At 54.8% G+C, this 23,437-nt stretch carries 29 protein-coding genes; 9 read left to right on the top strand and 20 right to left on the bottom strand.

Annotation, left to right across the window (positions count from 1 at the left end; genetic code table 11):
• Positions 1-2: 2 nt before the first annotated feature.
• The 16 genes from AAHA39_RS01405 to AAHA39_RS01480 form a co-directional block, all read right to left on the bottom strand.
• Positions 3-317, bottom strand: a complete 315-nt coding sequence (locus AAHA39_RS01405; protein WP_320656436.1) for a hypothetical protein — start codon at positions 315-317, stop codon at positions 3-5.
• An 84-nt stretch (positions 318-401) separates the two neighbouring features.
• Complete coding sequence (locus AAHA39_RS01410) at positions 402-758, bottom strand: hypothetical protein (protein ID WP_320656435.1); 357 nt, start codon at positions 756-758, stop codon at positions 402-404.
• Position 759: 1 nt separating this feature from the next.
• The gene (locus AAHA39_RS01415; RefSeq protein ID WP_320656434.1) at positions 760-1,302 is read right to left on the bottom strand and encodes a hypothetical protein; all 543 of its coding nucleotides are present in this window, start codon (positions 1,300-1,302) and stop codon (positions 760-762) included.
• A 28-nt stretch (positions 1,303-1,330) separates the two neighbouring features.
• Positions 1,331-1,657 (bottom strand): type IV toxin-antitoxin system YeeU family antitoxin, encoded by a 327-nt coding sequence (locus AAHA39_RS01420; RefSeq protein ID WP_320656433.1) that lies wholly within the window; start codon positions 1,655-1,657, stop codon positions 1,331-1,333.
• The gene (locus AAHA39_RS01425) at positions 1,654-2,016 is read right to left on the bottom strand and encodes a hypothetical protein (protein ID WP_320656432.1); all 363 of its coding nucleotides are present in this window, start codon (positions 2,014-2,016) and stop codon (positions 1,654-1,656) included. Before AAHA39_RS01425 ends, AAHA39_RS01420 begins: the two co-directional genes overlap by 4 nt.
• Entirely contained in the window at positions 2,013-2,228 is a 216-nt protein-coding gene (locus tag AAHA39_RS01430) for a hypothetical protein (RefSeq protein WP_320656431.1), read from the bottom strand. The genes AAHA39_RS01425 and AAHA39_RS01430 overlap by 4 nt, the downstream gene beginning before the upstream one ends.
• A complete protein-coding gene (locus AAHA39_RS01435) occupies positions 2,228-2,722 on the bottom strand; it encodes a hypothetical protein (RefSeq protein WP_320656430.1) in 495 nt (164 codons plus the stop codon). The genes AAHA39_RS01430 and AAHA39_RS01435 overlap by 1 nt, the downstream gene beginning before the upstream one ends.
• A gap of 115 nt (positions 2,723-2,837) precedes the next feature.
• A complete protein-coding gene (locus AAHA39_RS01440; protein ID WP_320656429.1) occupies positions 2,838-3,176 on the bottom strand; it encodes a hypothetical protein in 339 nt (112 codons plus the stop codon).
• A gap of 24 nt (positions 3,177-3,200) precedes the next feature.
• Positions 3,201-3,392, bottom strand: coding sequence for a hypothetical protein (locus AAHA39_RS01445; RefSeq protein ID WP_320656428.1), 192 nt, complete (start codon positions 3,390-3,392; stop codon positions 3,201-3,203).
• The gene (gene radC, locus AAHA39_RS01450) at positions 3,389-3,886 is read right to left on the bottom strand and encodes a RadC family protein (protein WP_320656427.1); all 498 of its coding nucleotides are present in this window, start codon (positions 3,884-3,886) and stop codon (positions 3,389-3,391) included. Before radC ends, AAHA39_RS01445 begins: the two co-directional genes overlap by 4 nt.
• 90 nt (positions 3,887-3,976) lie before the next feature.
• On the bottom strand, positions 3,977-4,276 hold the full coding sequence (locus tag AAHA39_RS01455) for a hypothetical protein (RefSeq protein WP_320656426.1): 300 nt from the start codon (positions 4,274-4,276) through the stop codon (positions 3,977-3,979).
• The gene (locus tag AAHA39_RS01460; RefSeq protein ID WP_320656425.1) at positions 4,251-4,679 is read right to left on the bottom strand and encodes a hypothetical protein; all 429 of its coding nucleotides are present in this window, start codon (positions 4,677-4,679) and stop codon (positions 4,251-4,253) included. The genes AAHA39_RS01455 and AAHA39_RS01460 overlap by 26 nt, the downstream gene beginning before the upstream one ends.
• Positions 4,680-4,689: 10 nt before the next feature.
• Positions 4,690-5,115, bottom strand: coding sequence for a DUF2787 domain-containing protein (locus AAHA39_RS01465; RefSeq protein WP_320656424.1), 426 nt, complete (start codon positions 5,113-5,115; stop codon positions 4,690-4,692).
• Positions 5,116-5,134: 19 nt separating this feature from the next.
• A complete protein-coding gene (locus AAHA39_RS01470) occupies positions 5,135-5,482 on the bottom strand; it encodes a YkvA family protein (protein ID WP_320656423.1) in 348 nt (115 codons plus the stop codon).
• An 82-nt stretch (positions 5,483-5,564) separates the two neighbouring features.
• Positions 5,565-6,014, bottom strand: coding sequence for a hypothetical protein (locus AAHA39_RS01475; protein ID WP_320656422.1), 450 nt, complete (start codon positions 6,012-6,014; stop codon positions 5,565-5,567).
• A gap of 12 nt (positions 6,015-6,026) precedes the next feature.
• A complete protein-coding gene (locus AAHA39_RS01480) occupies positions 6,027-6,350 on the bottom strand; it encodes a hypothetical protein (RefSeq protein ID WP_320656421.1) in 324 nt (107 codons plus the stop codon).
• A 219-nt stretch (positions 6,351-6,569) separates the two neighbouring features.
• On the opposite strand from AAHA39_RS01480, the gene AAHA39_RS01485 reads away from it, so the two are divergent.
• Positions 6,570-6,920, top strand: coding sequence for a helix-turn-helix domain-containing protein (locus tag AAHA39_RS01485; protein ID WP_101320151.1), 351 nt, complete (start codon positions 6,570-6,572; stop codon positions 6,918-6,920).
• Between the two features lie 100 nt (positions 6,921-7,020).
• Here the strand turns inward: AAHA39_RS01485 and AAHA39_RS01490 are convergent, their stop codons facing one another.
• A complete protein-coding gene (locus AAHA39_RS01490) occupies positions 7,021-7,974 on the bottom strand; it encodes a DUF932 domain-containing protein (protein WP_320656420.1) in 954 nt (317 codons plus the stop codon).
• Between the two features lie 320 nt (positions 7,975-8,294).
• A complete protein-coding gene (locus tag AAHA39_RS01495) occupies positions 8,295-9,341 on the bottom strand; it encodes a hypothetical protein (protein WP_320656419.1) in 1,047 nt (348 codons plus the stop codon).
• Positions 9,342-9,614: 273 nt separating this feature from the next.
• Here AAHA39_RS01495 and AAHA39_RS01500 point away from each other — a divergent pair, with 273 nt between their 5' ends.
• From AAHA39_RS01500 to AAHA39_RS01515, 4 genes are all read left to right on the top strand, one after another.
• Entirely contained in the window at positions 9,615-9,914 is a 300-nt protein-coding gene (locus AAHA39_RS01500; protein ID WP_320656418.1) for a helix-turn-helix transcriptional regulator, read from the top strand.
• Positions 9,907-11,457: a YfjI family protein gene (locus AAHA39_RS01505; RefSeq protein ID WP_320656417.1), complete on the top strand. Its 1,551-nt coding sequence runs from the start codon at positions 9,907-9,909 to the stop codon at positions 11,455-11,457. The genes AAHA39_RS01500 and AAHA39_RS01505 overlap by 8 nt, the downstream gene beginning before the upstream one ends.
• Positions 11,458-11,916: 459 nt before the next feature.
• Positions 11,917-12,981 (top strand): YagK/YfjJ domain-containing protein, encoded by a 1,065-nt coding sequence (locus tag AAHA39_RS01510; RefSeq protein WP_320656416.1) that lies wholly within the window; start codon positions 11,917-11,919, stop codon positions 12,979-12,981.
• A gap of 556 nt (positions 12,982-13,537) precedes the next feature.
• Entirely contained in the window at positions 13,538-13,939 is a 402-nt protein-coding gene (locus AAHA39_RS01515; RefSeq protein ID WP_320656415.1) for an H-NS family histone-like protein, read from the top strand.
• Positions 13,940-14,037: 98 nt separating this feature from the next.
• On the opposite strand, the gene AAHA39_RS01520 is transcribed toward AAHA39_RS01515, so the two are convergent.
• A complete protein-coding gene (locus AAHA39_RS01520; protein ID WP_320656414.1) occupies positions 14,038-15,234 on the bottom strand; it encodes an ROK family transcriptional regulator in 1,197 nt (398 codons plus the stop codon).
• A 119-nt stretch (positions 15,235-15,353) separates the two neighbouring features.
• On the opposite strand from AAHA39_RS01520, the gene AAHA39_RS01525 reads away from it, so the two are divergent.
• The 3 genes from AAHA39_RS01525 to AAHA39_RS01535 all read left to right on the top strand — a co-directional run bounded on the left by AAHA39_RS01525 (position 15,354) and on the right by AAHA39_RS01535 (position 21,019).
• Positions 15,354-18,632 (top strand): DUF5107 domain-containing protein, encoded by a 3,279-nt coding sequence (locus tag AAHA39_RS01525; RefSeq protein WP_320656413.1) that lies wholly within the window; start codon positions 15,354-15,356, stop codon positions 18,630-18,632.
• A gap of 81 nt (positions 18,633-18,713) precedes the next feature.
• Positions 18,714-20,165: a sugar porter family MFS transporter gene (locus AAHA39_RS01530; protein WP_320656412.1), complete on the top strand. Its 1,452-nt coding sequence runs from the start codon at positions 18,714-18,716 to the stop codon at positions 20,163-20,165.
• Positions 20,162-21,019 carry an aldose 1-epimerase gene (locus tag AAHA39_RS01535; RefSeq protein WP_320656411.1) on the top strand — a complete coding sequence of 286 codons (858 nt, stop codon included), beginning with the start codon at positions 20,162-20,164 and terminating at the stop codon, positions 21,017-21,019. Before AAHA39_RS01530 ends, AAHA39_RS01535 begins: the two co-directional genes overlap by 4 nt.
• A 16-nt stretch (positions 21,020-21,035) precedes the next feature.
• On the opposite strand, the gene AAHA39_RS01540 is transcribed toward AAHA39_RS01535, so the two are convergent.
• Positions 21,036-21,842, bottom strand: coding sequence for a DeoR family transcriptional regulator (locus AAHA39_RS01540; RefSeq protein ID WP_320656410.1), 807 nt, complete (start codon positions 21,840-21,842; stop codon positions 21,036-21,038).
• A gap of 275 nt (positions 21,843-22,117) precedes the next feature.
• Here AAHA39_RS01540 and kbaZ point away from each other — a divergent pair, with 275 nt between their 5' ends.
• Complete coding sequence (gene kbaZ, locus AAHA39_RS01545; protein WP_320656409.1) at positions 22,118-23,431, top strand: tagatose-bisphosphate aldolase subunit KbaZ; 1,314 nt, start codon at positions 22,118-22,120, stop codon at positions 23,429-23,431.
• Positions 23,432-23,437 lie beyond the last annotated feature (6 nt).

Below are 23,437 nucleotides of genomic sequence, written 5' to 3' on the forward strand. Positions count from 1 at the left end.
GATTAGCGGTACCTCAGTTGAATGTCGATGCGGGTGCCTGGCACGTTGTGGCGCTGGCGTAGTCTGGTCAGGTGCTCTGGGAGCTCTGTCAGGCTTGCCAGTCGCCCTCGGTAGAGCCGTGAGAGATTGACGTAGTCGGGGTGGCTCACGGTGATGGGCACCTGATGCCCTGGCTGCCAACGGCCAAACAGACGGGTTTTGGCCTCCTTGATGGTGGTGATGCCGGGAGCGGGTAACGTCTGGCGGTTGCGTAGATGCAGTTTGTTCAGCTCGGGGGCATAGCGATGCACCTCGAGCCCGGTGATAAGACGGGTCATGTTCGGTGACTCCAGTAATGAAAAGGGCCAGCCCTCTCAGGCTGGCCCTTTATGCTGTCTGTAGATGAGCGAGATGCTGTGGCGTCAACGGGCGCTGTCAGCCGTCTCATTGATCACTGGCTTGCAATTGAGCCGGTCCAGCAGGTGTCGCGAGCCGTATTGAGCCACTAGCCGGTCTATAACCATCTGGGCACAGGCTGTTCTGCTGGGCTTATTCTCAGGTATTGCGTAACGAGCGGACAGCCAGCCGCCGAGCAGGGCTATGCGGTAGCCACTCGTGATGTGGGTGAGCGAAGTGCCGATGCCCCTCCCGTGAATAAGGAAAGGCACTGCTTGGCCACCGATGTCGATATCCATGCGCTGGCCCTTAAGCTCAAAGGTGGTGAGCTCACCGGTTTGCGGGTGCTTGCCGGGCACCTTGATGGTGATGTTCTTAGCCATTTCACACCTCCGGTTTGGCTTCAAAATGGTGGGTCACAACGCCCGTCTCCGGGTCGATGCAGATAAACGCCGGAGCTTGCGGGTGGTACTGATAGAGCCGCGCCAATTCAGCGCGAAACGCCTCAACGTTCGGTGCAATCACATGGTTGGTATCCCCCTCGGCGTAGGTAAAGGTCTCAAGCTTCTCTGTGTGGATCCAGATGCCGAAATACCACGCGTCTTCCTCGGTATCGTATTGCTGCCAACCTTGAGCCAGCAGCGCCCGGTCGTAGTAGTAACGGTCAGCCTGATGGCAGCCCCGGTCTATACGGCAACCAGTCACGGTGAGCTCAAGCGGGATACGCCCTACCTTCAGAGCCTTCTTGACCCGGCGCAATGTGTGCCGTGCCTTGGCCTTCTCTTTGCGCGGGTCGTAGGGGTTCAGCTTGCTGCCCACGTAGTTGAGGATCCCCTCGGCATTGGCGGCTGCATTGTGCGTCAGCTTGTGCAGCAGGGCGGTGACGTCACGGCGGGCCAGTGTGCCCACGTGATAGAACTTGTTCATGATATTTATCCTTGAAACAAACACCCCGCTAGTTAGCGGGGTGGTAGATGTCGAGGTAGAGGTAGCCGTAGCTGCGCCTCGGACTGGCTTCACACACCCAGCCCTTGTGTTCAAGGCGAAACACCTCGTCCATGTCGGTGCATATCTGGTATGCCTTGGCCATCTTGGTTAACTCACGCAGAAAGTGCTGCAGCACAGTGCCACACTCGGCCCGCCACGCCTCGTCTGGCTCGCCGTACATACCGGCACGGTCGCCCAGGAAATCAACATAACCACGTTGCAGAATGGCTCGAGCCCCCAGCTTGGGCAGGTTAGGGGTGCCCAGTCCCCATGTCATGTGCTCGAAGTTGCTCATGTGTGGCTGCTCCAGTTTGGGTTGTCGTTGGTGCCGTGGTTGAAGTAGGCACCCACAATGGTGCGTCGCCACTCCCCAACGGGATAGCCGAGGTCGTTGCACTCACGCTCCCACCAAGCAAAGTTAATCTCGCGGGGCAGGTTGTCCACCATGTCCAGTGGACTCACGAACAGCGTGGTCTTGTGCATCGTTGGCACGGGCTTGATCTTGTCGGGGCCAGTGCGTTTGCCGGTCTCGTCATAGTCGTGTGCCCACTTCGGGAAGGTGAGCTGATAGGCAATGAGCCGATGCAAATCGCTATGTGCGCTCATTGCCTGAGCGACTGCGACCTGAGTGAAGCTATCGTTGAATTCGATCATGGGTGTTTCTCTCTTTCTGCAGGTGAACGGTAAACCGCTGCCAGTAGCGCAAACTGTTCGACCAAGTAACTGATGCTGATGCCCAGTTCATCACTGACCCCATCCCCTAGACGGTGATGCAGGTGTGCCATGTCATCGGAGACACGTTGGGCTATCTGGGCGGTTGAGCTCGGTGGTGAGCTTGTCACCGTCAGAGTGATGGAAAGGTTCATTACATCTCCCCCCAAGGGGCTTGCTCCCACAGTGACAGCCGGGTCAGCACGTCTTGCGCCAGCGCTTGCTGCAACTGCTGGATTACCTTCACTAGCCGAGGTGCCTGCTCAGGGCTCCCGCTCCATTCACTCGACTGGTACAGGGCGCAGCAGGTGAATTTGTACAGCGCCACCAGTTCGGCATCAGTAAGTGGTGCTTGGTGGTAGCGATGGGCAGGTTTAAGCGGCCCTAGCTTGGTCGAGCCTTCCTTCTGGTCTTGCTGGCGTCCTAACTGATAGCGATGCCAGACGGCCCGCCGGTTGGCGAGCATCATCAGTAGCACTAACCGATCTACCCGCCATGCCCAGGTACTGGTGACATCCATTGGCGAGTTCCACCAGAGGGTGCGCAGCAACTCAAGGGTGTAGTGCGGTGGCATCGGGGCATTGCAAAAGCGGTGTAACTGTACGGCAAAGGCAAGGTAGTCCTTGCGGTCAATCATGAAAGCAGACATGGGGTGACTCCTTGAAATGCAAAAGGCCACCTGTAGTGAGGTGGCCTTGTTGGGGGGATCGGAATATCCGGAGCATGGTGTTGGACCTGATGCTCCGGGTTTGGGGATGCTGGCGTTATTCGTGCGCCTGCTCGGCTTCTGGGTGAGCGGCATCGAACAGGATGGCGTAGAGCGTGGAATCAATGCCGTTGACGGCATCGTGATGCGGGTAATAGGGCGGTGCGTCTCGGGAGCGCTCAACGTAGTCGCCAAAGCAGCTGAGACAGTCGCGTATCTCGATGGTGGATCCTTGCAGCAAGGCCTCTTCAAGCTGCTTGGCATAAACCTCGTCATCACGCGCTTTGTTGACGGCTTTCTCCAACAATGCCAGTGCATCCTCGTTACAGGCGGTTGTCAGGCCACTGCGTAGCTTCCCGAGAGTTTCCTCAAGGGAATAGGGATTGGGTAATCGCATGGTGCTTGTCCCTTCTTGGCGCGGCTAATGGCGCAGCTGATGCAGCAGCGCATCAATGGCCTCGATACAGTCAGTTTGGGTGAGCAGGTAGCCATTGGGCAGGTGAGCCACGATGGCGGGCTCTGCTTGCATCTCGACGTTGTCTGCCAGCCAGCAGCGCAGCTCGAGGAGGATATCGAGGGTGGTGAGGTGGTTTTTACCTGGGGTCTGGTTCATAGCTGACCTCTTTCGGCCAGCGAGACGACACCCTCAGCACCGACCACCAGATGGTCGAGCAACCGGACATCGACCAGGGCCAAGGCCTCTTTGAGGGCCTGTGTAAAGACCCTGTCAGAGTGGCTGGGTTCAGGATCACCGCTTGGGTGATTGTGCACTGCAATGACGGCCCCACTGTTGAGTAGCAAGGCCCGCTTGACCACTTCCCGTGGGTAGATGCTGGCACTGTCGAGGGTGCCGCGAAACAGCTCCTCAAAAGCCAACACGCGATGCTGGGAGTCAAGGAACAGTACCCCAAACACTTCATGCTCCCGGTCCTGCAGCAGGGTTTGCAGCCGCTCTGAGGCCTCTGTAGTACTGGTGATGGCAGTGCCTTTGGCCAGGCGTTTGCGAGCAATCTGGTTGGCGATGCGCAGCAGGTCTTGCTCGGTCACCGGTTCAGTGACGACATAAGTGCCAGGGCATTCCCCGGCTTTGAGCTTGTGATAACGCATGGTGGTCTCCTGAAAAAGAAAGACCCCAGCATGCATGAAGCATAGCGGGGTCAAAGGTAGATCGGTTGTTGGTTCGCTCGAAAGGGGTTTTCAGTTGGCCGTGGTGGGGCCTGTCGTCGCTGCAGGGTCACTCTGTACCGGTGTCAGCGATTCGGGGACCTGCACAGTGAGCGGGATAGCGAGGGCCACACGCAGCCGTTCCGCCAGCTGGTAGGCCGGTCCGATGGTGTCGTAGTCAGCTACCCAGGTAGCTAAGGCCAGCTCGCTTGCTTTCACCACCCGCAGATAGACGCTGTAGCCCTGTACGGCCAGTCCACTGTCACGCACCACCTGCGTCTCGCCATCTCGATTGATGGCTTCGAGCTCAACGGCTATCGGTTGTTTGGACATCGTGAGCCTCCTCTTGGGGTAAGGGGTCACTCTCCACGCAATAGCCGTGATGAATGCAGGTACGCTGCAGGTCGTTCAGAAAGCTACTCAGCACGCGGGGCTGCTCAGAGAGTGGCACCGGTCCTGCCTGGCCGCGCCAGAAGCAACGACGCGTAGGGTCAACGCAGATTTCATCCATGGGCTGGCTCATGGTGCGCCAGTCCTCGGCATTGGTGAGGGAGAGCAGTTGCCACTGCATCCCAGACCAACGCAGATGCAGCGTGACCGTGCGGGCATGTGGGCTATTAGGGGTCAGGTGCAGCAACCAGCGCTCGCCCTGGCGAGTAGGTATCAGCTTGGTCTTGGCCGCAACCAGCCCCAGCCACTGGCGTGAATAGTGAGAGAGCGGCAGTTCGTTAGTCATCACACACCTCCTACTCCCCACTGACCGTGACGGTAAAGTACGCCATCCGGCAGTAGGCAACAAAGTTGGTCTGCCACAGGGTGAATAACTCATGGGCCTCGGTGCGTTGCATCGGGCCCCATCCTTGCAAATAGTGTTCGTCATCCAGAAAGTTGAAATCGAGCTCCTTGCAGAGCTCGGCATCCTGGCCCAGTCCCTGGTAGCTGAAGTCGGTGACGTAATCGAACAGCCAGCCATCAAGGCCGCGTATCAGACGTATCTCGACGGGGTGAGTCCCTCCTTGCTCGGGGCTGTAGGTGGGACTGCGAAAGTTGAAGGTGAGTTGGGTCAGGCGCTCGAGGTTGAGGCCGATATGGCTGACCTCCTGATTGAGTAACGTGAGCAGCGCTTGGGCAACGGGCAGGGCAAAGCCATCCCGGAAAAAGGGAATAGTCATGGTGTACTCCTTGAACGGGTTAAACGTCGCCGAACAGGTCACGCATTGTTCTGGCAACACGGGCACGGATTTGGTCATCAATGAAGGCGGTAATACTAGCGAGTGCGGCACTCAGCACCGCGATGTCATCGGCCAACCCCATCGGTAGCACATCCGGAATGGCATCGATGGGCGAGATAAAGTAGGCCAGCGCACTGTAAATCAGCAGCTTGGTCCACAGCGGCAAATCCTCTTTCTGGCTGGTGTAGTAGAGCAACAGACAGGTCTCGATAAAGGGCCGACCGGCACGTTTGGCAAAGGCCCAAAGTTTTCGCCAAAAGCCTGGGTGATCGAACGGCTCGCATTCGGGGGGAATGCAGGGTGGCATAGTGTGTCTCCTTCACGGGTGGGTGAATGGTGGAAATGAAAAGAGGAGGCAAAGGCCTCCTCTGGGATGGAATGGGTGTGAGCTACTGGTCCCACATCAAGCAGTCAAACTCGGGGGTATTGGTGGCGGGCAGCACAGAGGCCACCTCTTTGGTCGGCAGTGTGAGTTGCTTACCGTCAGCCGTCAAAATGCGGATCGACTTGGCCTTGCGCAGCTTGCCCCACATGTCGAAGAAATTATTCTCACCGACACGGGACTCGGTCTCGTAGGGCGCATCGTATTGGCTACCATCGACGATGATGGAGAAGGCTTGTCCTGCATAAGAGCCATACTCCTTGCCCTGTACGGTAGCCGTCATGCTGACCTTGCGGGTGTCATTGCAGGCGATATAGAGATGGTTCTGCTCGTTGACCACCGCCGTGTATTCGCTGGTGCCCTGACCCCAGCCACTGCTCCAGCCTCCGGCCTCACCATAGGCCAGGGCGTTATTGCACAGCAGGATGGCCGTCAACGTGATCCAAGAGTTTTTCATGGTTAATGCTCCTTATCCAACGTAGTAACCCAACACATTCTGTAAAAAGCCGCCGGCAGCAATGTAGCCAACGACGCCCCCGATGAGCTGGGGACCGGCTTTCCAAAACAGCTTCTTCTTGAACATCTCCTGTGTGCCGTCAGCCAGCAGCAAATCAGGCTGAGTGAAGCGGCGAAAGAGTTCGCCAGCCATCATCCCCAGCGACGAGAACAGTGAACCGAACACAAAGAACCAGATATGGCCCCATACCCCAAGTTGGGGTGAGCCTCCAGTCCAGAGGGAATGAATGGTGGCAGCCAGTAAAAAGAGGGTGGCAATGATGGGGTAGCGGATCATGATTTTCTCCTTGGGTAATATAGTGAGTGTGAAAAGAGCGTGAGTGATGCTCGAGCCAGCGAGGACAGCGGGCTACACGTCTTGCCTGGATGGCGACACGAGCAGTCTTAATGGTCATCGTATTATGCTCAAGATAAACCTATAGAGTTGATATTCACCTTTTTGGGTCCTTATCGTCAATGGGTCCATGGTCAACCATAAGGGTTGATTGGAGGGACTATGACAGACATCAACTTTGAACAGCTGGCCAAGAGCGTGGGTAAAGCGATTGGGCGCCAGCGCAACCAGGCTGGATTTACCCAAGAGCAGGTGGCTGAACATCTCAATATCGGGATGGAGGCCGTCTCCCGGATGGAGCGAGGTATCGTGGTGCCAACGGTGGTCCGGCTGGCGGAGCTGGCTCAGCTGTTTGGCTGTGAACTGGCGGACTTTTTGCGTGAGACCAGTAACCGACCCACCGAGCAGAGCATTGTGTTGAGCCAGCAATTGGCACAACTTGATGATGCCGACCGGACCTTGTTGCTGGAAACCATTAGCCGTCTTGTGACGCGATTAACCCAATCAAAGTAAATGAATTAGACAACGTTGATGGCATAAATCGCCTTACTCGGACTGGCGTCAACCAATCCGGGTAAGGATGTTTATGCCGGTGGTATAAAGAGAAGAACAATTATTGTAGTAACGTGAGAGCCTTTTCCAGGGCGTGGGATTTGAGCTGAGCACCTTGGCCGAACCAGGCTGAATCAAGTCGATTATCCTGACTGCGTGCACGGCGATGATGATCGACATATTTCGTGACAGCATTAACTAAGCCCCAAGCAGTATTTTTGGCATTGGCAAGGTCTGAGCCCATTCCTGCACCTTGGTAGAGTTCCTGTAATTTCTTGGTAGGACGACTCAGTACAATGTTGCTGTCATCACCTGTCGGGTCATTAATCAGGTCACTGAAGAAGAGAATAGCTTCAGCAGGAGAGACTGAGCGATGACTTAGCTCATGTATATTGCGTTGAAACAGGTCCCAGTTTGCTAAACCAAGACCGAGCACCTCTTTGACATGTTCCGGGTTGAATTTAGTTGAGTGGGGCACTTTAATGGCATCGGCTTTATCGTTGAGTGCCATCTGTAATGTATTATTACAAACCACCCGCAGAGAGGTAAATTGAGCTGTGGTACAGAGGGTGCCATCACAACTGGTCGCCAGCAATAAATAGAATTTAACGGTGTCGCCGCCGTTTAGTTTCATGTCCTGGCCCGTCTTGGCCAATGCCCACAACTTTCTCCCTCCTTTTAATACGCCTGCTGTTTCTAATTCAAACCCACCTGCTTGCACCAGATCCTGATAGAAATGCAATACCTCGTGAGGCTGTACCACATTGTAACGTTTGGAAACCACCGAGAGTGGAGCCAGCGTATCGGAGCGGTAAAGGACTTTACTCATCGTAAAGGGGCGGATATGCAGCGCATCAGAGGTGACATTGTAGAGCACATCACTTTGTTCGATAGTCCAGTCCATTCCGGCCGCTTGCTGCCAGATATCTAAAGATTGTTTTTCTGGTAATTGATTACCCAAGCCATGCCAAGGGGTTTGGCCAGTGTAGGCCATTGTTTCAATCAAGTGTGCCATATTTAATCCCTCTATGTATAAATATCACAAAGGTTATATAGGGATGAATATATTTGGAGATGGATGCTCGCTTAGGTCCTTCATGCATTTTTTGAATAATGCAAGCATAAATAAGATGTTGAAGGGCTTTGCTATCTGCTATTTTTGCTACAGTAGCAAGATAATGACAAATATCATCGCCTTTTGGGGTGATTTGTCGCGGTAGGGGAGGGGAGAGAGTGGCGGTTTGTGCAAACGGCTATGTGTCTTCTCGATCTGGATTTACGGGTCAGAATGACAGACGCATCATTCTGACCCGTATGTCTCATCAATACCACTCACTATAGGCAATTCATTTCATCGTAATAATTGCCCCATTCATCAATAGCAGTGGAGATAAGCGCGAGTCTATTTTTTAACGAGGCAAACTTATTGCTTGAATAGCCCTTTGGGAGAACTGATGATATAGCCTCATTGGTCCCAATTCCATCCAGATTTATTTTTTCCCAGCAAATGAGTGCGAGAATATGTTCTTCTATGTTGCTTTTTCTCTTCACATACTTATTTTTATTGAGGTTTCGCTTTAGTAATGGCCTTAGCTTTTCAATTTCTGGAGCTTCGATAAAGTCATTGCTGTTCATGTGATAATAATTTCTAAATTTTTCAAATTGGTATTCGTATTCATCAAAAGCTTCATGTATGTCTTCTTTTTTTGCATTGAAGTGACAGCTTATCGCCAATGAGGATATTGGTGAATTATCATCAATCTGGGGGTAGACATAAAATATCCCAGGTTTCAGTTTTTCTGGATAAAATGATAATGCGTGACTTAGCGGTGTGGGTTGAGCAGTATTGGCTTCAAGGGATGTGCGAATGGGCTGGTTATCATCATGACTACCTACTCGTCGTTTACTTTGTAAGTATTTTTTTGCATCTCTTATGTTTTTTAAAAAATCTTGTGGTGTCACAGCATTAATGATATCTGCAATTCTTAACCAATTCAGGTGGAAAAAACCACTGTTCAAGTAATTTATTGTTTTAATGAAATCTGGGTTGGATTTGAGATCTTTAATAAATAAAACAAGGTTTTTATATATTGTTTTTTCTTCTTCTGAAAGCAATGCCAAACTTAATACTCGGTCGTAAGAGAAGTTGCATTGCACCGAGTCCCAGAATTCAGAGGTGATTTTTAACTTTACAATATGTTCATCGTTAACTTCAGCATCGTGAAGCATGGAAATGATTTCGTTATTTATCTCTTTCAATGAAATTATTTCGTATGGTTTATTTAATCTGGCGTGGTTGTAAATAACGTAGAACTCAATAAGCTGCTCGGTAGCGTGAGCCAGTAGAGTATTAAAGTCTGCATGCGTAATACGTGCTTTCATTATGCCGCCCCTCCTGATGAGCCGTTACATCAACGAGATTATTACGCATTGTGTTTATTCTGTGTTGGAAGGGAATCACAGTTATTGGTTCTTTTTCAATAGACTGCACCTATCAAGGAGCAAGTAGAACATGTTGTTGCCAAGGTAGAAATCGATGGCGCACCTCATGCGATGTTCGTCATGTCAACATTAAGTTCTTTAAAAGAACCTCATGCTGCGGAAAAAAATGCGCTCCGTATGATGGCCTCGTACATATTAAACGGAGGAAATCACATGGCGATGTACACGAGTGAAACTGGTGCTGCGACTCAACTGATGCAGCACGTAGACAGAATTATCCGACTGCCCGAGGTGAAACGCCTGACAGGGTACGGTCGCTCCACCATTTATAACCGCCTCAACCCCAAGTCCAAGGGCTACGACCCCGATTTTCCGCGCCCAGTCAGTCTTTCTCCCTTCGGTGCCGCTCGTGGGATAAAAGGGTGGCGCATGAGTGAGGTCATGCATTGGTGTGCGACGCGTCCTTATGTTGAGGCGCGCCATTCTTCGCTCGAGGGTTCAAAAAATGATTAATGAGAAGGGTGAGCTTATCTTTCGCGATCAGCCATCATTTACCGAGATCTTGGAAGCTGCCAACCAACAAGAATCTGAAGCCCAACGCGCAGCACTTGCTCCTGTAGGGTTTCCTGTATCTGCGTTGTCTGAGCAATTGCAGGCGGTCATCCGCGGTGTGAAGAAACAAACGCAAGCTTCAGAGGAGCTCATCGGGTGCATGTTGATTGGCATGATGGTACCTGCAGTTCATGATCTGTTTGTCATCACGCCCTTGGACAACATGTCTTTCCCCCTGTCGGCCAGCATCATGGTCGTAGCCGGCTCTGGCGAGGGTAAGTCATCCGTTGCTAAATGTTTCCTGAAGTCCATTCGTACACTCGAGAGTGATCTCGCCATGCAGTATCAAACAGAGATGGCGCAGTTTGCTGACGAGCTGGAACATTGGGAGATCAAACATAAAGTGCTGAAAAAAGGGTACCAGCGTGCCATTACACTGGGTGAGGAGGAAGGGGCATGCAAGCGCCGCCTGGATGAGCATATGGCGAGCAAACCAACTAAGCCTGTCCAAAAACGCTTACTGGTGAACGATCTGACGACGGCTGGGCTTTTGAAGCTCCTGGGGACGGGATGGCCCTCGCTCTTTTTATTCTCCGATGAGGCTGGCAGCATTCTGGATAACGAGCTATTCCACAAACCGCATTTACTCAACACGCTGTGGGATGAGCAGTGTATCAGGGTTGACCGCGGTAGCAGTCATGCTGCGTTCTCGATTGACAATGCACGATTTAGCAGTTTGTTGATGACGCAGCCTGCATCGTTTCACCGCATGCTCAAACAACAGCGTGGCGTTGCCATCACATCAGGTCTCTGTGCGCGTCTACTCATCTGCGCGCCTAAATCGACAATGGGGGAGCGGCTCATAGGCGATGCACAAGAGCAGCAAGACGAGGTTGAGCGCGCGGCGCTGGAATGGTTTTCCCAGCGACAAGCAGCACTTTTGATGCAATCGATGGCGCGTCGGGAGGCAGGCTACGAGTACATCAGCCTGCAACTTTGTGCAGAGGCGAGAACCTTGCTTTGTGAAACTGCCAATACTGTCACGTTGAGACTTGATCCTCAGGGTGACCTTCACCAGTACTGCAATTTTGGTGCCAAGTACTTTGAGCATGTTGCACGTATAGCCGGGGTGCTGGAAGCCTTCTGTACAGGAGGTAAGATGGTTTCTACTGCTACCGTGCGAGCAGCTATTACCATCGTCGACTATTTCTTCAAGCAGCATATTCACTTGATGGCTGATGATGTCATGCCGAGCATGCGTACTCATGCAGAAGAGTTAGATGCGTGGTTGAAAAAACGTGCAGGGAGCAGGGTTGATTTTGAAATCCCTAAAAATGAAATTCTTCAAAAAGCGTTCGTGGCATTAAGAAGTGTTGCTGTGCTGGACAAGGCCATTGATGAGTTAATGGCAAAGAACAAGGTCCATCTTCGCACGGAATATCGCCATCAAGGGCATAAAGCAATGACGATGGTGTGCTATTACAAAGGTGACAATAAAACATAACATCCTGGTTAATATTCTGATGGAGGTAGAATAGACCTCCCGTCATGCCGACTAAAAGACAACTGACTGATAGCGTGTCTGGCCATGCACAAACAAGCCTGAGACCTTAAATAAAGGTACGCTAACTATACAAGCGCAAGTTGTTTTTAGATGGTCGGTTATGTCGAAGAAATCAGCGCTAGATGCACGCTTTTGCTGATGTCACAGTTTTAAATTGAGTCATGAATATTGGTTTTTAATGTTATTAGTAGTTCACATTAACTAATGTCTAAGCTGACGTAATTTATTCTGCCATCTAATAAATAACTAAGGTGAGCTCATTTACACGTCAGCTCATGCATCACTCGATGCAACGATAGGCAGCCTACGACTTACTCAATCAGCCATGATTGAATGAAGAGACAACCTAATACGAGCAGGACATGACCACATGTCCTCACTCATCGTTAACATCAAAACATGGAATTATTAATCGGCATGCTTAAGTATAATTACATTGATATCGATGCTATCCCTATACAGCATAAACCAACGAAAGCGTTGCGCATGAAAAAGGCGTCCTCTATAACAAGAACGCTGAGCGAGATGTGTCATCAATCTATTTATTACCCGAAACTATTCAAGTTTATCGACTATCTGGTGCAGAGGGAGACGCCTCCTGCTCTATTTTCAAGTAAGATGGCGGGGGGGATTTATCCTCTTACCAAGGAGGGGGCGAGGCTATCAGGTATCATCACGCTTGCTGTGCAGGTGTACCTGCATCAGGAGTATTTTAATTTGGATCCCAAGTTGGCCTGCTTGTGTAATTTCGTCGTCAAGCATCAACTTCGTGAGATGATCATGGATGGTGGCACCAGCCAAGATGCGCAGGAGAAGCTAGATCTCAGGTATCAGCAGTTGATGTCGGAATTGAAGTCAGAAGCCATTCAGGGCAAGTGCGATACCTTCATGAAGGGGGCGCAGAGGAATACCGCCTCACTGCGTCGCTATATGAATGGGTTGTTTGGGCGCTATGCTCGCCTCCTGGTGCTGCGGGTCGATTTGTACTACAAAACAGAGTGCTTGGATGAGCTTTCTATTGAAGAGATCATCAAACACAAAAAGACGCTGTTTAAAACCCGTGGTAAGGGGGCATTGGCTGCCAATTGGGTGGGGTATGTTTGTCGTTTGGAGTTTGCACCTCACACAGGCTTTCATTTTCACTTGGCAGTTTTTATGAATGGTGCTCATTTCCGGCGTGATGTTTACTACGCAGCTGCCATCATTAAGGAATGGTTGCATATCACCGGCAACCGGGGCAGAGGGCATAATTGCAATCAGAAAAAGGCTGAGTATCGGGAGTGCGGGATTGGCATGGTGGGGCATGCCGACAAGACGAAACGAGGCTTTTTACAAAAAGCCCTTGCTTATCTGACTAAATCAGAGCCTGCCGCCAAGTTGAAGCTCAAAAAACACCGTACCTTCTTCAAAGGAAACTTGCCCAAGCACGTTACAGCACGAGGTAGGCCGCGATTGTATGTGTAGGCTGTGATGACAGTCTCTTCAGTTAATAAGACCGTGATGTGCATATTTCAATTCACGTTAAGTGAGATAGCAGTATGAGCCGGTTAGCTACCGCGGAATTTGTTATTTATTTTTAGTGAGTATGGAAATAATGTTTTTATCTTTATCTAAGTACCGTTCGTGATAGATGAATGGGGCTGGCCATCAAGGAGTGAGGGCGGGTATCGTGTCCTAGTGAGGGTAGGGTGTTATCACCAAATGTGCTGTGATGCGTCCAGATGCATTTATTTTAGCTGAGGTGTAGGGTGGGGTTGGTATAGTCATCAACGCTAACACCAAGGCATGTAAGCACTATATGGATGGCTGTGATTTGCTCAGTGTGGATGGGATGCATTAAATAAGTTTGTCATTTCAACAAACCATTGTAATCCATGCGTGAAATGGTACTTTTTACTCGTGCGATATTTCTTGGCAATCAAAAGGGGTAGGTGACAACATTGGAATGTTGATATAATCTTCTTGGACAATCAAATATTGTTGTCCTTTATTACCCAATCTATTGAGCGAGAGGAAATTGATGAGTGAATTTTTGAAAGTCTTGTTGAATGTGCGTAGTCTGCGAGCCGCACTGCGTGAGTTGTCCCTGGAGCAAGTACAAGAAGCTCACGAGAAGATTGAAGCGATTTATCTGGAACGGTTGGAGCAGACAGAGAAAGAGCAAGCAGCCCAAGCTGAGCATCGGCAAAAGCTGGCTGAATTCCAGGCGATGTTAGCGCAGGCTGGTATTGACCCGACAGAGTTGGTTGGCAGTACTCCAGCAGCTGCAACTGCGACTAAAGCCAAACGGGCACCTCGTCCCCCGAAATATCGTTATGTTGAAAATGGCGTAGAGAAAACCTGGACCGGTCAGGGGCGTACTCCCAAGTTCTTGGTGCAACAATTGGAACAAGGCCGTCAGCTGGATGATTTCCTCATCTAAATAGACAAGGCCATGCCAATAGGGTATGGCCTTTTTGTTTCCAGCAAAAGCTGAAGATGGTCTAACTACGTATCCGGAGCTAGCAGTCAACTCAATGTTCACGTGGCCTTTGCCAAGGCTCGCTCTACATAGAGATAGCCAATCCCCATCACCTGCTGGGCGCGACTGAGTTGGCCGAAACGGATATGGGTGGCGTTGACTGCATCGCTGCAGTCGAACGGGTTGGCGCCGGTCTGACTGACGATCGTTTGCAGCCAGCTTTCACCAAAATCGCAGCTGCGGCCATAGAGCCAGATGCGGTTGATGTTGAGGATATTGAGGAAGTTGTAGAGGCTCAGGCCAATGGCGCGGGCCCCTTCGTCCACCAGAGTACGGATCATGGCATCCCCCTTATGGTAGAGCGCGAGCAGTTGGGCGGTATCCAGCTCTACACCCGTCTGTGCCGGGTTGTCGGTACTGGCTTGTTGCTTGAGAAAGACCCGGGCCCGTTTCTTGATGGCAAACAGCGAGGCGACTGTCTCCAGGCAACCATAGCGGCCACAGGCACAGGCGCTGCCGTCCGGATTGATGATGGTGTGGCCTATCTGGCCGCTGCCAAACAGGGCGCCCCGGTAGATCTGGTCGTTGATGATAAAGGCCGATCCGATACCGTAATCGACGTTGATGACGCAAAAATCCCCGTTCCCTTCCCGGCCCTGCCACTTCTGGGCCAGTGCCAGCATGATGCAGTCGTTATCCACCATCACCTCGCAACCCAGCCGCTCCTCCAGCAGGTACTTGAGCTCAACTGGCTCGTGCCAGGGGGCTTGCGGCATAGTTTGCGACACCCCGGTCGCCGGGTTGACCTGACCGTGTACTGCCAAGGCCAGCCGGATCGCCAGTCCCTTGTGGCGGCGCTTGTGCTGGTAGTAGTGCGCTTCAATCAGGTGCAGCAGTTCATCAGGGGCTTGCGGGGCAATCTTCTGGTCGCTGAACTCATCCAGCGGGGTGATCAGGTTATCCACCAGGATGCTTTCCAGATGGGTGGGGCTGATATTGAGGCAAAGAATGGCCCCCTGGCCGCTGGCAATGCGGTAGCTGCCGCCATTGATACCGCGCAGGGAGAGGTTCTGATCGCTGTGGCTGATGGCGCCATCGGCCACCAACTCGTCAAGGATCTTGCTGACCGCCGGAATGGAGAGCTCACAGTGGCGCGCCAGGGTGGACTTGCTCGCCTCTTTTAACTGATAGAGCAGGGCCAGCAGCACCTGCTTGTTGTGGTGGCGGACCTTCTGGTTGTTCAACCCTATGCTCATCGCTTCACTAAACTCCGCTTACTGTATTGCGTGATCTTTCAGCAATTAATGCAGTCTTAACCATTCTAATCTGATCTCACTGAAAACTTTACTAACAAATGTTGAGTGAGGCGAGATTAATGAGAGCTGATGTCAAGGTCTGGGTAGAGACCATCTCACTGCCGACCTACGAGGTGGGCGCCGAAGATCCCAACCCCATGTTTCTCGAGAAGCGGGTCTATCAGGGCTCCTCGGGGGCTGTCTATCCCTATGGGGTGATCGACACCCTCACTGGCCAGAAGCAGATGAAGTCCTATCAGGCGGTCTGGCTGGAGAACAACTTTATCAAGGTGATGCTGCTGCCGGAGCTGGGGGGGCGTATCCACCGTGCCTACGACAAGGTGATGAATCGCGACTTCGTCTATTACAACGAGGTGATCAAACCGGCGCTGGTGGGGCTGGTGGGGCCCTGGATTTCCGGCGGCATCGAGTTCAACTGGCCGCAGCACCACAGACCCACCACTTTCATGCCGGTGGACTTCACCATTACGGAACTGGAGGGGGGCGCCAAGACCGTCTGGCTGGGCGAGGTGGAGCCGATGCGTGGTCTGCAGGTGATGGCGGGCTTTACCCTCTATCCCGACAAGGCGCTTATCGAGATCACTGGCAAGGTGTTCAACGGCAACGACACGCCGCGCCACTTCCTCTGGTGGTCCAACCCGGCAGTGAAAGGGGGCGATGCCCACCAGAGCGTTTTCCCACCCGATGTGACCGCCGTCTACGATCACGGCAAGCGCGACGTCAGCGCTTTCCCCATCGCTCGCGGCACTTACTACAAGGTGGACTACTCCGCTGGAGTCGATATCTCCCGCTACCGCAACATTCCGGTGCCCACCTCCTACATGGCGGACAAGTCCGACTACGACTTTGTCGGTGCCTACTGCCATGACGAGCAGGGCGGCCTGTTGCACGTGGCGGACCACCATGTTTCGCCGGGCAAGAAGCAGTGGAGCTGGGGCAACTGTGACTTCGGTCTGGCCTGGGATCGCAACCTGACTGATGACAACGGCCCCTACATCGAGCTGATGACCGGGGTCTATACCGACAACCAGCCTGACTTTACCTGGCTGGATGCGGGGGAGGAGAAGGTGTTTGTGCAGAACTTCCTGCCCTACAACACCCTCGGCACCCTGCAAAATGCCAACACCCGCGCCGCCATCAAGCTGGAGCGCAGCGATGATGGTCTGCTGTGCGGTGCCTACGCGATCGCGCCGCTGTGCCACGCCCGTTTCGAGGTAAGTGACGAGAGTGGCGTGCTGTTCACCCAGACGCTAGATCTGCAGCCGGGTCAGGCCTGGCTTGAGCCGCAGGCCATCACCAGCGAGGGACGCTTGCAGGTACGCCTGCTGGATGAGCAGGGCCAGCCGATCCTGAGCTATCTGGAGCATCAGCCCGCAGGCGAAGCCCTGCCTGATCCGGCCACCGCGCCAGAGCCCGCCGTCAATCTCGACTCGGTCGACGAGCTCTACTTCATCGGCCAGCATCTTGAGCAGTATCTGCACGCCAGCCGCTCGCCTTTTGATTACTACCTGCGGGCGCTGGAGCTGGATGGTGGCGACTATCGCTGCAATCTGGCCCTGGCAACGCTGGAGTACAACCGCGCCAACTATGAGCAGGCGCTGACCTACGTCAATCAGGCGCTGGTCCGTGCCCATCGCCTCAACAAGAACCCCCAGTGTGGCAAAGCGAGTTTGCTGCGCGGCCACATCGAGGAGCGTCTGGGCCAGTTTGATGCCGCCTTCGATGACTTCTACAAGGCGACCTGGAGCGGTAACTGCCGCGACAGCGGCTTCCTCGGGCTGGCCCGCATCGCCATGGTGCGCCGTGACCCGCTCCAGGCGCTGCCCTTTGTCGAGAAGAGTCTTGCCGTCAACGGTACCCACTACGGCGCCATCGCCCTTAAAGGGTTGGCGCTGCTGGAGTCTGGCCAGCGGGAGGCAGCCATTGCTTATATCGACGAGCAGCGCATCCGTTATCCGCTTCACTATCAGCTGGCCTTCCTGCGCTGGCTGGCAAGCGAGCAGCCGAACGATCTCGAGGCGCTGCGCACCCTGTGCAACGGGCGCGGGGTGAATCTCTGCTTCCTGGCGAGCGATCTGCTGGCGCTGGGACGTCCCGAGCTGGCGCAGCAACTGCTCTCAACACTGCCGGTGGAGGAGACCCTGCCGCTGCTGTTCCAGGCTACATTGTTGCCGGAAGGTGAGGCGCAGGATGCCCTGCTGGCGCGAGCCGAGCAGGCCTTTGGCCGCAAGGTGCGCTTCCCCAATACCCTTGGCGAGGTGGCCATGCTGGCGCAACTGCCACACAGCTGGTTTGCCAGCTATCTGCTGGGCTGCTTCCACTACAGCAAGCGCAACTACCCGCAAGCTATTGCCCTGTGGCAGCAGGTGTGCGAGCAGGCGCCCGGGTTTGCCCCGGCATGGCGCAACCTTGGCATCTATCACTTCAACAAGAGCGGCGATCCTGTGGCGGCCGAGCAGTGTCTAAGCCGAGCCTTTGCCCTCAAGCCGGATGATGCCCGTTTGCTGTTTGAACTGGATCAACTGCACAAACGTTGTGCCATGGCACCCGCCGAGCGGTTGGCGCTGCTGGAGGCGCACCGTGCGGTCGCCCTCAAGCGCGACGACCTGACCGCCGAACTGCTCAGCCTCTATCACATCACCGGCCAGCTGGATGCGGCGGCCGAGATCTTGCGGCTGCGCGAATTCCACCCCTGGGAGGGGGGCGAGGGCAAGGTGACCGGTCAGTACCTCATCAATCAGCAACGCCGGGCGTTGGCGTTGATGATTCAGGGACGCCACGAGCAGGCTATTCCGTTGCTGCAACAGGCGTTGCACTACCCCCTCAATCTGGGGGAGGGACGTCTGGTAGGACAGACCGACAACGATATCCATTACCTGTTGGCGCTCTGCCATCTGGCCTGTGACAACCAGAGTCTGGCGGCCCAGTGCCTGCAACTGGCCTGTCTGGGTCAGGGTTCGCTGGGGGCCAGCCGCTACTACAACGATCAGCCGGTGGATTATCTCTTCTATCAGGGTATTGCGCTGGCACGTCTTGGTCGGGTTGCGGAGGCGCAGCGTCTCTTTGAAGGGATGGTCGGCTGGGCCGAGCAGGCGATGGGCGAGTCGGTCGAGGCGGACTTCTTCGCCGTCTCACTGCCGGATCTCATCGTGCTGGATGACGACCCGCAGCACAAACATCGCCAGCACTGTCTGCTGGTCCGGGCGCTCGGCCTGTTGGGGCTGGGTCAGCGGGATAGTTGTGAACAGACCTTGCGAGAGCTGCTCACCCTTAACCCGGCTCACGACAAGGGGCATCTCTTTGTCCTGATCTGCCGCGAGCTGTCACTCAACTCATAACTCTCATAACAAAAACCGGCGCCCCGCCACGGTGAGGGGCGCCACTGCACCCTACAATCGACAAGATAGAAAGGATGAGTCATGGAACGCACGAAAAATCAATTGGATACGAATGGGCTCAATATGAGCTACATCTGGATGATCTGTTTGGTGGCCGCCTGCGGTGGCCTGCTGTTTGGTTATGACTGGGTCGTGATTGGCGGGGCCAAGCCCTTCTATGAGGCCTATTTCGCCATCACGGATCCGGCCCAGTCCGGCTGGGCCATGAGCTCGGCGCTGGTGGGCTGCGTGCTGGGGGCCGCCATCTCCGGCTGGTCAGCCGACCGCTTCGGTCGCAAGAAGCCGCTGATCCTGGCCGCCATTCTCTTCACCATCTCGGCGTGGGGCACGGCTGCGGCCAGCAACTTCGATCTGTTTGTGGTCTATCGCATCATCGGCGGGATCGGCATCGGTCTGGCCTCTGCGCTCTCGCCCATGTACATCGCCGAGATCAGCCCGGCCAACAAGCGCGGCAAGTTCGTGGCCATCAACCAGCTCACCATTGTCATCGGTGTGCTGGCGGCTCAGCTGGTGAACCTGATGATCGCCGATCCGGTCGCGAGCAACGCCACTCAGGCCGATATTCTGGCGACCTGGAACGGCCAGTCCGGCTGGCGCTGGATGTTCGGTGCCGAGCTGGTACCTGCGCTGGCGTTTCTGGTGTTGATGTTCTTCGTGCCGGAGTCGCCGCGCTGGTTGGCCAAAGATGGTCAGTATGAGAAAGCCTCCCGCATGCTCGGCAAGATTGGCGGGGATGCCTATGCCAAGCAGACCCTGGCCGATATCCGTCAGACCCTGGTGGGTGAGACCCACAAGGTCTCGCTGGCGGAGCTGGGCAAACCCTCGGTGCGGCCGATCCTCATCATCGGGATTGTGCTGGCGGTGTTCCAGCAGTGGTGCGGCATCAACGTCATCTTCAACTATGCGCAGGAGATCTTTGCCTCCGCCGGGTTTGACATCAACAGTACCCTCAAATCCATCGTCGCCACCGGTCTTATCAACTTGCTGTTTACCCTGATCGCGCTGCCCATGGTGGACAAGATTGGCCGCCGCAAGCTGATGCTGATTGGCTCGGCGGGACTGACCATTATCTACGGCATGATGGCAGCGGCCTATGCCACAGGCGTACTGGGGCTGCCAGTGTTGCTGCTGGTATTGGCGGCCATCGCCATCTATGCCTTGACCCTGGCGCCAGTGACCTGGGTGCTGCTCTCGGAGATCTTCCCGAACCGGGTGCGCGGGCTGGCGATGTCGGCCGGAACCTTGGCGCTCTGGATCGCCTGTTTCGTGCTGACCTACACCTTCCCGCTGCTCAATGCTGGGTTGGGGGCCGCAGGCAGCTTCCTGCTCTATGGCCTTATCTGTTTCGCTGGTCTCATCTTTATCTATCGCAAGGTGCCCGAGACCAAGGGGGTGACGCTGGAGGCACTGGAAGCTCAGCTGGCCCAAGGCAAGGTGGAACTGATGCCGACCAGGGCGAGCGCCTCGGCATGACGGTTTACACATTGGGCAACCCGCATCTTCGGATGCGGGTTTCAACACAAGGGGCTTGCCTGCTGGGGCTGGAGGATGAACAGGGGCGCCCGCTGTTGCGCGATACGGACCCGGCGCAGCCCTGGCATCCCGGCCAGAGCGCGCTGTTTCCCATGTTGCCGCTGGCCAATCGGGTAGCGGGCAACCGTTTTGAGTTGTGGGGGGAGGAGCATCGCTTGCCAGAAAGTCCCGTCGATCCCGACTTTTTCCTGCATGGCGATGGCTGGTTGCAGCCATGGCAGCGGGTGGCGGGTTCTACCAGTTCGGTGACGTTGCAGTTGACCAGCCAATGCGGTCCTTTCCACTATCTGGCGGAGATCGACTATCGGCTGCATGTTGCGAGCCTGGTGGCGCGGATCAGCCTGACCCATCTTGGGGAGAGCCCCTGCCTCTACGGCGCGGGTTTTCACCCCTTCTTCTGGCGCGACGAGCAGACCCGCATCCGTTTTCTGGCGAGCGGCGTCTGGCAGGAGGGAGCAGATCATCTGCCGATCGACTGGTCGAGCAGACTGGCGCCCCACCTCGACTTTCGTCAGTGGGCTCGCCCGCAAGGGTGGCTCAACCACTGTTATGGCAGCTGGCGCGGTCAGGCCGAGCTTGACCATCCTGCCCGCCAGCAGCGCCTGCTGGTTTCAAGCGAGTTCGCCTTCCTGATGCTCTACCAGCCCGATGAGGGGAGTGGCTTCCTCTGTCTGGAGCCCCAGAGTCATGCCGCTAATGCCCACCACCTGGCCGGTCACCCCGGTTTGCGGCTACTCGCCAGAGGTGACCGTATTAGTATCGGTATGACCTTGACAGTGGTGTCCGGGGGCTAACGCAATCCTGCTTCGATCAGTGGGGATCCGCCGGTACCAGCAGTACCTCGATCCCGGCATGACGCAACCCGGTCAGCACGTCTGCTGGCAGGGCATCATCGGTGATTAGGGTATGAATACGCGGGGTATCGATAATCTTGTGCAAGCTGCGTCGACCAAATTTGCTGGAGTCGGTGACCACGATGATCCGCTCTGCGACCTGACACATGCAGCGGTTGAGGCGCGCCTCATCCTCATGATGGGTACTGACGCCGCGCTCCAGATCGATGCCATCCACCCCGAGAAACAGCATGTCAAAGTGGTAGTTTTGCAGGGACTGTTCCGCTTGTGCACCGTAGAACGAGAGCGACTTGCGGCGCAGATGACCACCGGTCATTAGCAGCTCGACCCCCTCCGCCTCCAGCAGTGCATTGGCCACGTTCATGCCGTTGGTCATCACAAGGATCTCCTGATGCTCGCGCAGATGACGGGCCACCTCCAGGGTGGTGGTGCCCGAATCGAGGATAAGACGACATCCGGGCGGCACCAGTGTGGCCGCCAGTGCACCGATCCGTTGTTTGACTGGCCTATTGAGTACGCTCTTGTCGGCAATGGTTCGCTCGGGCACCGCCTGATTGGGTTCGCACAGCAGGGCGCCACCATAGGCGCGTACCGCGACCCCCTGTTTTTCCAGGAATGCCAGATCGTTGCGAATGGTGACGGTCGACACCTGATAATGGGTCGCCAGTTCGTTGACCTGAACGCTGCCATTGCTGCGCAGCTGCTGAATGATCCGTTCCCGCCGCTCGCTGGTACCGAGCGTGCTTCTTTCTGTTGTCTGCATAGTCTCTTCTGCCGGAGTGCTGTGGTGAAAATGTTCTTTCACTTTGTTACGTTTTTATATTAACGCTCAGCAGCAGAGTCAAATCAAGCCATTACTAAGCTTTTTCACAGCAATGTTTTCATTTCGCATCACACTGGTGATTTCAATGTCTTTCTTTTTTGTGATCACCTTCAAGAAGATAGCACTCTTCTGTTTCGTTTTCTTTGTTCCGCCACTAGGGTAAAGAAAATGAAGTGAAAGATTACTTTCATCTAGAGCAACGAAGGAAGATCAAAATGAAATCCATGCTGGCACTGGTCGAAAGACATAAACAGGGAGAACCGATCGGGATCTATGCCGTCTGCTCCGCTCACCCGCTGGTGCTGGAGGGCGCCTTACGCTTGGCCGCCGAAGGGGATGAGCTGCTGCTGGTCGAGGCTACCTCCAATCAGGTGGATCAGTTTGGCGGCTATACCGGCATGACCCCAGCCGACTTTCGCGATCGTCTCTACGAGCTGGCAGCACAGTGTCACTTTCCAGCGCACCGACTCATTCTTGGGGGTGATCACCTGGGCCCCAACCGCTGGCAAGGTGAGCCTGCCGAGCAGGCCATGGCCCATGCCGAGGATCTCATCGCCAGCTATGTCGCTGCCGGGTTCAAGAAGATCCATCTCGACTGCAGCATGTCTTGTCAGGGTGATCCGGTGCCGCTGACCGATGAGCTGGTCGCAGAGCGGGCCGCACGTCTGGCGCAGATCGCCGAGCAAACCTGTCTGGCCACCTTTGGCCAGAGCGATCTGGTCTATGTGATTGGCACCGAGGTGCCGGTGCCGGGCGGTGCCCATGAAGATCTGGCCGAACTGGCCGTCACCACACCGGAAGCCGCTCGCCATACCCTGGAGGCCCATCAGCAAGCCTTCGCTCAGGTTGGCCTGGCCCATATCTGGCCACGAGTCATTGGTCTCGTTGTCCAGCCAGGGGTCGAGTTTGACCACACCCACATCATCGATTATCAACCCGCGAAAGCGGCACCACTGAGCCGGATGATCGAAGCCTACCCTCATCTGGTGTTCGAGGCTCACTCCACCGATTACCAGACCCCCGAGGCCTACCGCCAGCTGGTTCGCGACCACTTTGCCATTCTCAAGGTCGGCCCGGCCCTCACCTTCGCCCTGCGTGAAGCGCTGTTTGCCCTTGCTGCTATCGAAGAGGAGCTGGTGGTCGCCAAGGCGTGCTCGGGCCTGCGCCAGGTGATGGAAGAGACCATGCTGGATCGCCCCGACTTCTGGCGCAGCCACTATCAGGGCAGTGCCAACGAATGCCGACTCGCGCGTGGTTACAGCTACTCAGACCGCATTCGCTACTACTGGCCCGATGCGCGCGTTGATGAGTGCTATGCCAGATTGCTCACCAACCTGGCCGCAGAGCCCATCCCCTTGCCACTGCTCAGCCAGCACCTACCCCTGCAGTACCGCAAGGTACGTTTGGGCACGCTGTCGGCCAATCCCCATGAGCTCATTCTCGATCAGGTGCAGGAAGTGTTGCGCAGCTATGCCAACGCCTGCGGCACAGCCAGCCCCTGTCCTTCCCAGCTCGACCCTGTTGTTTAAGGAGTT

It is taken from the genome of Aeromonas sp. SE22, assembly GCF_038739755.1.
Taxonomy (GTDB): Bacteria; Pseudomonadota; Gammaproteobacteria; order Enterobacterales; family Aeromonadaceae; genus Aeromonas; species Aeromonas jandaei.

What these genes read in the sequence shown, in the direction of transcription:
- AAHA39_RS01405 (WP_320656436.1), bottom strand. Translation starts at nt 317, where the DNA reads ATGACCCGTCTTATCACCGGGCTCGAGGTGCATCGCTATGCCCCCGAG.
- AAHA39_RS01410 (WP_320656435.1), bottom strand. Translation starts at nt 758, where the DNA reads ATGGCTAAGAACATCACCATCAAGGTGCCCGGCAAGCACCCGCAAACC.
- AAHA39_RS01415 (WP_320656434.1), bottom strand. Translation starts at nt 1,302, where the DNA reads ATGAACAAGTTCTATCACGTGGGCACACTGGCCCGCCGTGACGTCACC.
- AAHA39_RS01420 (WP_320656433.1), bottom strand. Translation starts at nt 1,657, where the DNA reads ATGAGCAACTTCGAGCACATGACATGGGGACTGGGCACCCCTAACCTG.
- AAHA39_RS01425 (WP_320656432.1), bottom strand. Translation starts at nt 2,016, where the DNA reads ATGATCGAATTCAACGATAGCTTCACTCAGGTCGCAGTCGCTCAGGCA.
- AAHA39_RS01430 (WP_320656431.1), bottom strand. Translation starts at nt 2,228, where the DNA reads ATGAACCTTTCCATCACTCTGACGGTGACAAGCTCACCACCGAGCTCA.
- AAHA39_RS01435 (WP_320656430.1), bottom strand. Translation starts at nt 2,722, where the DNA reads ATGTCTGCTTTCATGATTGACCGCAAGGACTACCTTGCCTTTGCCGTA.
- AAHA39_RS01440 (WP_320656429.1), bottom strand. Translation starts at nt 3,176, where the DNA reads ATGCGATTACCCAATCCCTATTCCCTTGAGGAAACTCTCGGGAAGCTA.
- AAHA39_RS01445 (WP_320656428.1), bottom strand. Translation starts at nt 3,392, where the DNA reads ATGAACCAGACCCCAGGTAAAAACCACCTCACCACCCTCGATATCCTC.
- radC (WP_320656427.1), bottom strand. Translation starts at nt 3,886, where the DNA reads ATGCGTTATCACAAGCTCAAAGCCGGGGAATGCCCTGGCACTTATGTC.
- AAHA39_RS01455 (WP_320656426.1), bottom strand. Translation starts at nt 4,276, where the DNA reads ATGTCCAAACAACCGATAGCCGTTGAGCTCGAAGCCATCAATCGAGAT.
- AAHA39_RS01460 (WP_320656425.1), bottom strand. Translation starts at nt 4,679, where the DNA reads ATGACTAACGAACTGCCGCTCTCTCACTATTCACGCCAGTGGCTGGGG.
- AAHA39_RS01465 (WP_320656424.1), bottom strand. Translation starts at nt 5,115, where the DNA reads ATGACTATTCCCTTTTTCCGGGATGGCTTTGCCCTGCCCGTTGCCCAA.
- AAHA39_RS01470 (WP_320656423.1), bottom strand. Translation starts at nt 5,482, where the DNA reads ATGCCACCCTGCATTCCCCCCGAATGCGAGCCGTTCGATCACCCAGGC.
- AAHA39_RS01475 (WP_320656422.1), bottom strand. Translation starts at nt 6,014, where the DNA reads ATGAAAAACTCTTGGATCACGTTGACGGCCATCCTGCTGTGCAATAAC.
- AAHA39_RS01480 (WP_320656421.1), bottom strand. Translation starts at nt 6,350, where the DNA reads ATGATCCGCTACCCCATCATTGCCACCCTCTTTTTACTGGCTGCCACC.
- AAHA39_RS01485 (WP_101320151.1), top strand. Translation starts at nt 6,570, where the DNA reads ATGACAGACATCAACTTTGAACAGCTGGCCAAGAGCGTGGGTAAAGCG.
- AAHA39_RS01490 (WP_320656420.1), bottom strand. Translation starts at nt 7,974, where the DNA reads ATGGCACACTTGATTGAAACAATGGCCTACACTGGCCAAACCCCTTGG.
- AAHA39_RS01495 (WP_320656419.1), bottom strand. Translation starts at nt 9,341, where the DNA reads ATGAAAGCACGTATTACGCATGCAGACTTTAATACTCTACTGGCTCAC.
- AAHA39_RS01500 (WP_320656418.1), top strand. Translation starts at nt 9,615, where the DNA reads ATGGCGATGTACACGAGTGAAACTGGTGCTGCGACTCAACTGATGCAG.
- AAHA39_RS01505 (WP_320656417.1), top strand. Translation starts at nt 9,907, where the DNA reads ATGATTAATGAGAAGGGTGAGCTTATCTTTCGCGATCAGCCATCATTT.
- AAHA39_RS01510 (WP_320656416.1), top strand. Translation starts at nt 11,917, where the DNA reads ATGGAATTATTAATCGGCATGCTTAAGTATAATTACATTGATATCGAT.
- AAHA39_RS01515 (WP_320656415.1), top strand. Translation starts at nt 13,538, where the DNA reads ATGAGTGAATTTTTGAAAGTCTTGTTGAATGTGCGTAGTCTGCGAGCC.
- AAHA39_RS01520 (WP_320656414.1), bottom strand. Translation starts at nt 15,234, where the DNA reads ATGAGCATAGGGTTGAACAACCAGAAGGTCCGCCACCACAACAAGCAG.
- AAHA39_RS01525 (WP_320656413.1), top strand. Translation starts at nt 15,354, where the DNA reads ATGAGAGCTGATGTCAAGGTCTGGGTAGAGACCATCTCACTGCCGACC.
- AAHA39_RS01530 (WP_320656412.1), top strand. Translation starts at nt 18,714, where the DNA reads ATGGAACGCACGAAAAATCAATTGGATACGAATGGGCTCAATATGAGC.
- AAHA39_RS01535 (WP_320656411.1), top strand. Translation starts at nt 20,162, where the DNA reads ATGACGGTTTACACATTGGGCAACCCGCATCTTCGGATGCGGGTTTCA.
- AAHA39_RS01540 (WP_320656410.1), bottom strand. Translation starts at nt 21,842, where the DNA reads ATGCAGACAACAGAAAGAAGCACGCTCGGTACCAGCGAGCGGCGGGAA.
- kbaZ (WP_320656409.1), top strand. Translation starts at nt 22,118, where the DNA reads ATGAAATCCATGCTGGCACTGGTCGAAAGACATAAACAGGGAGAACCG.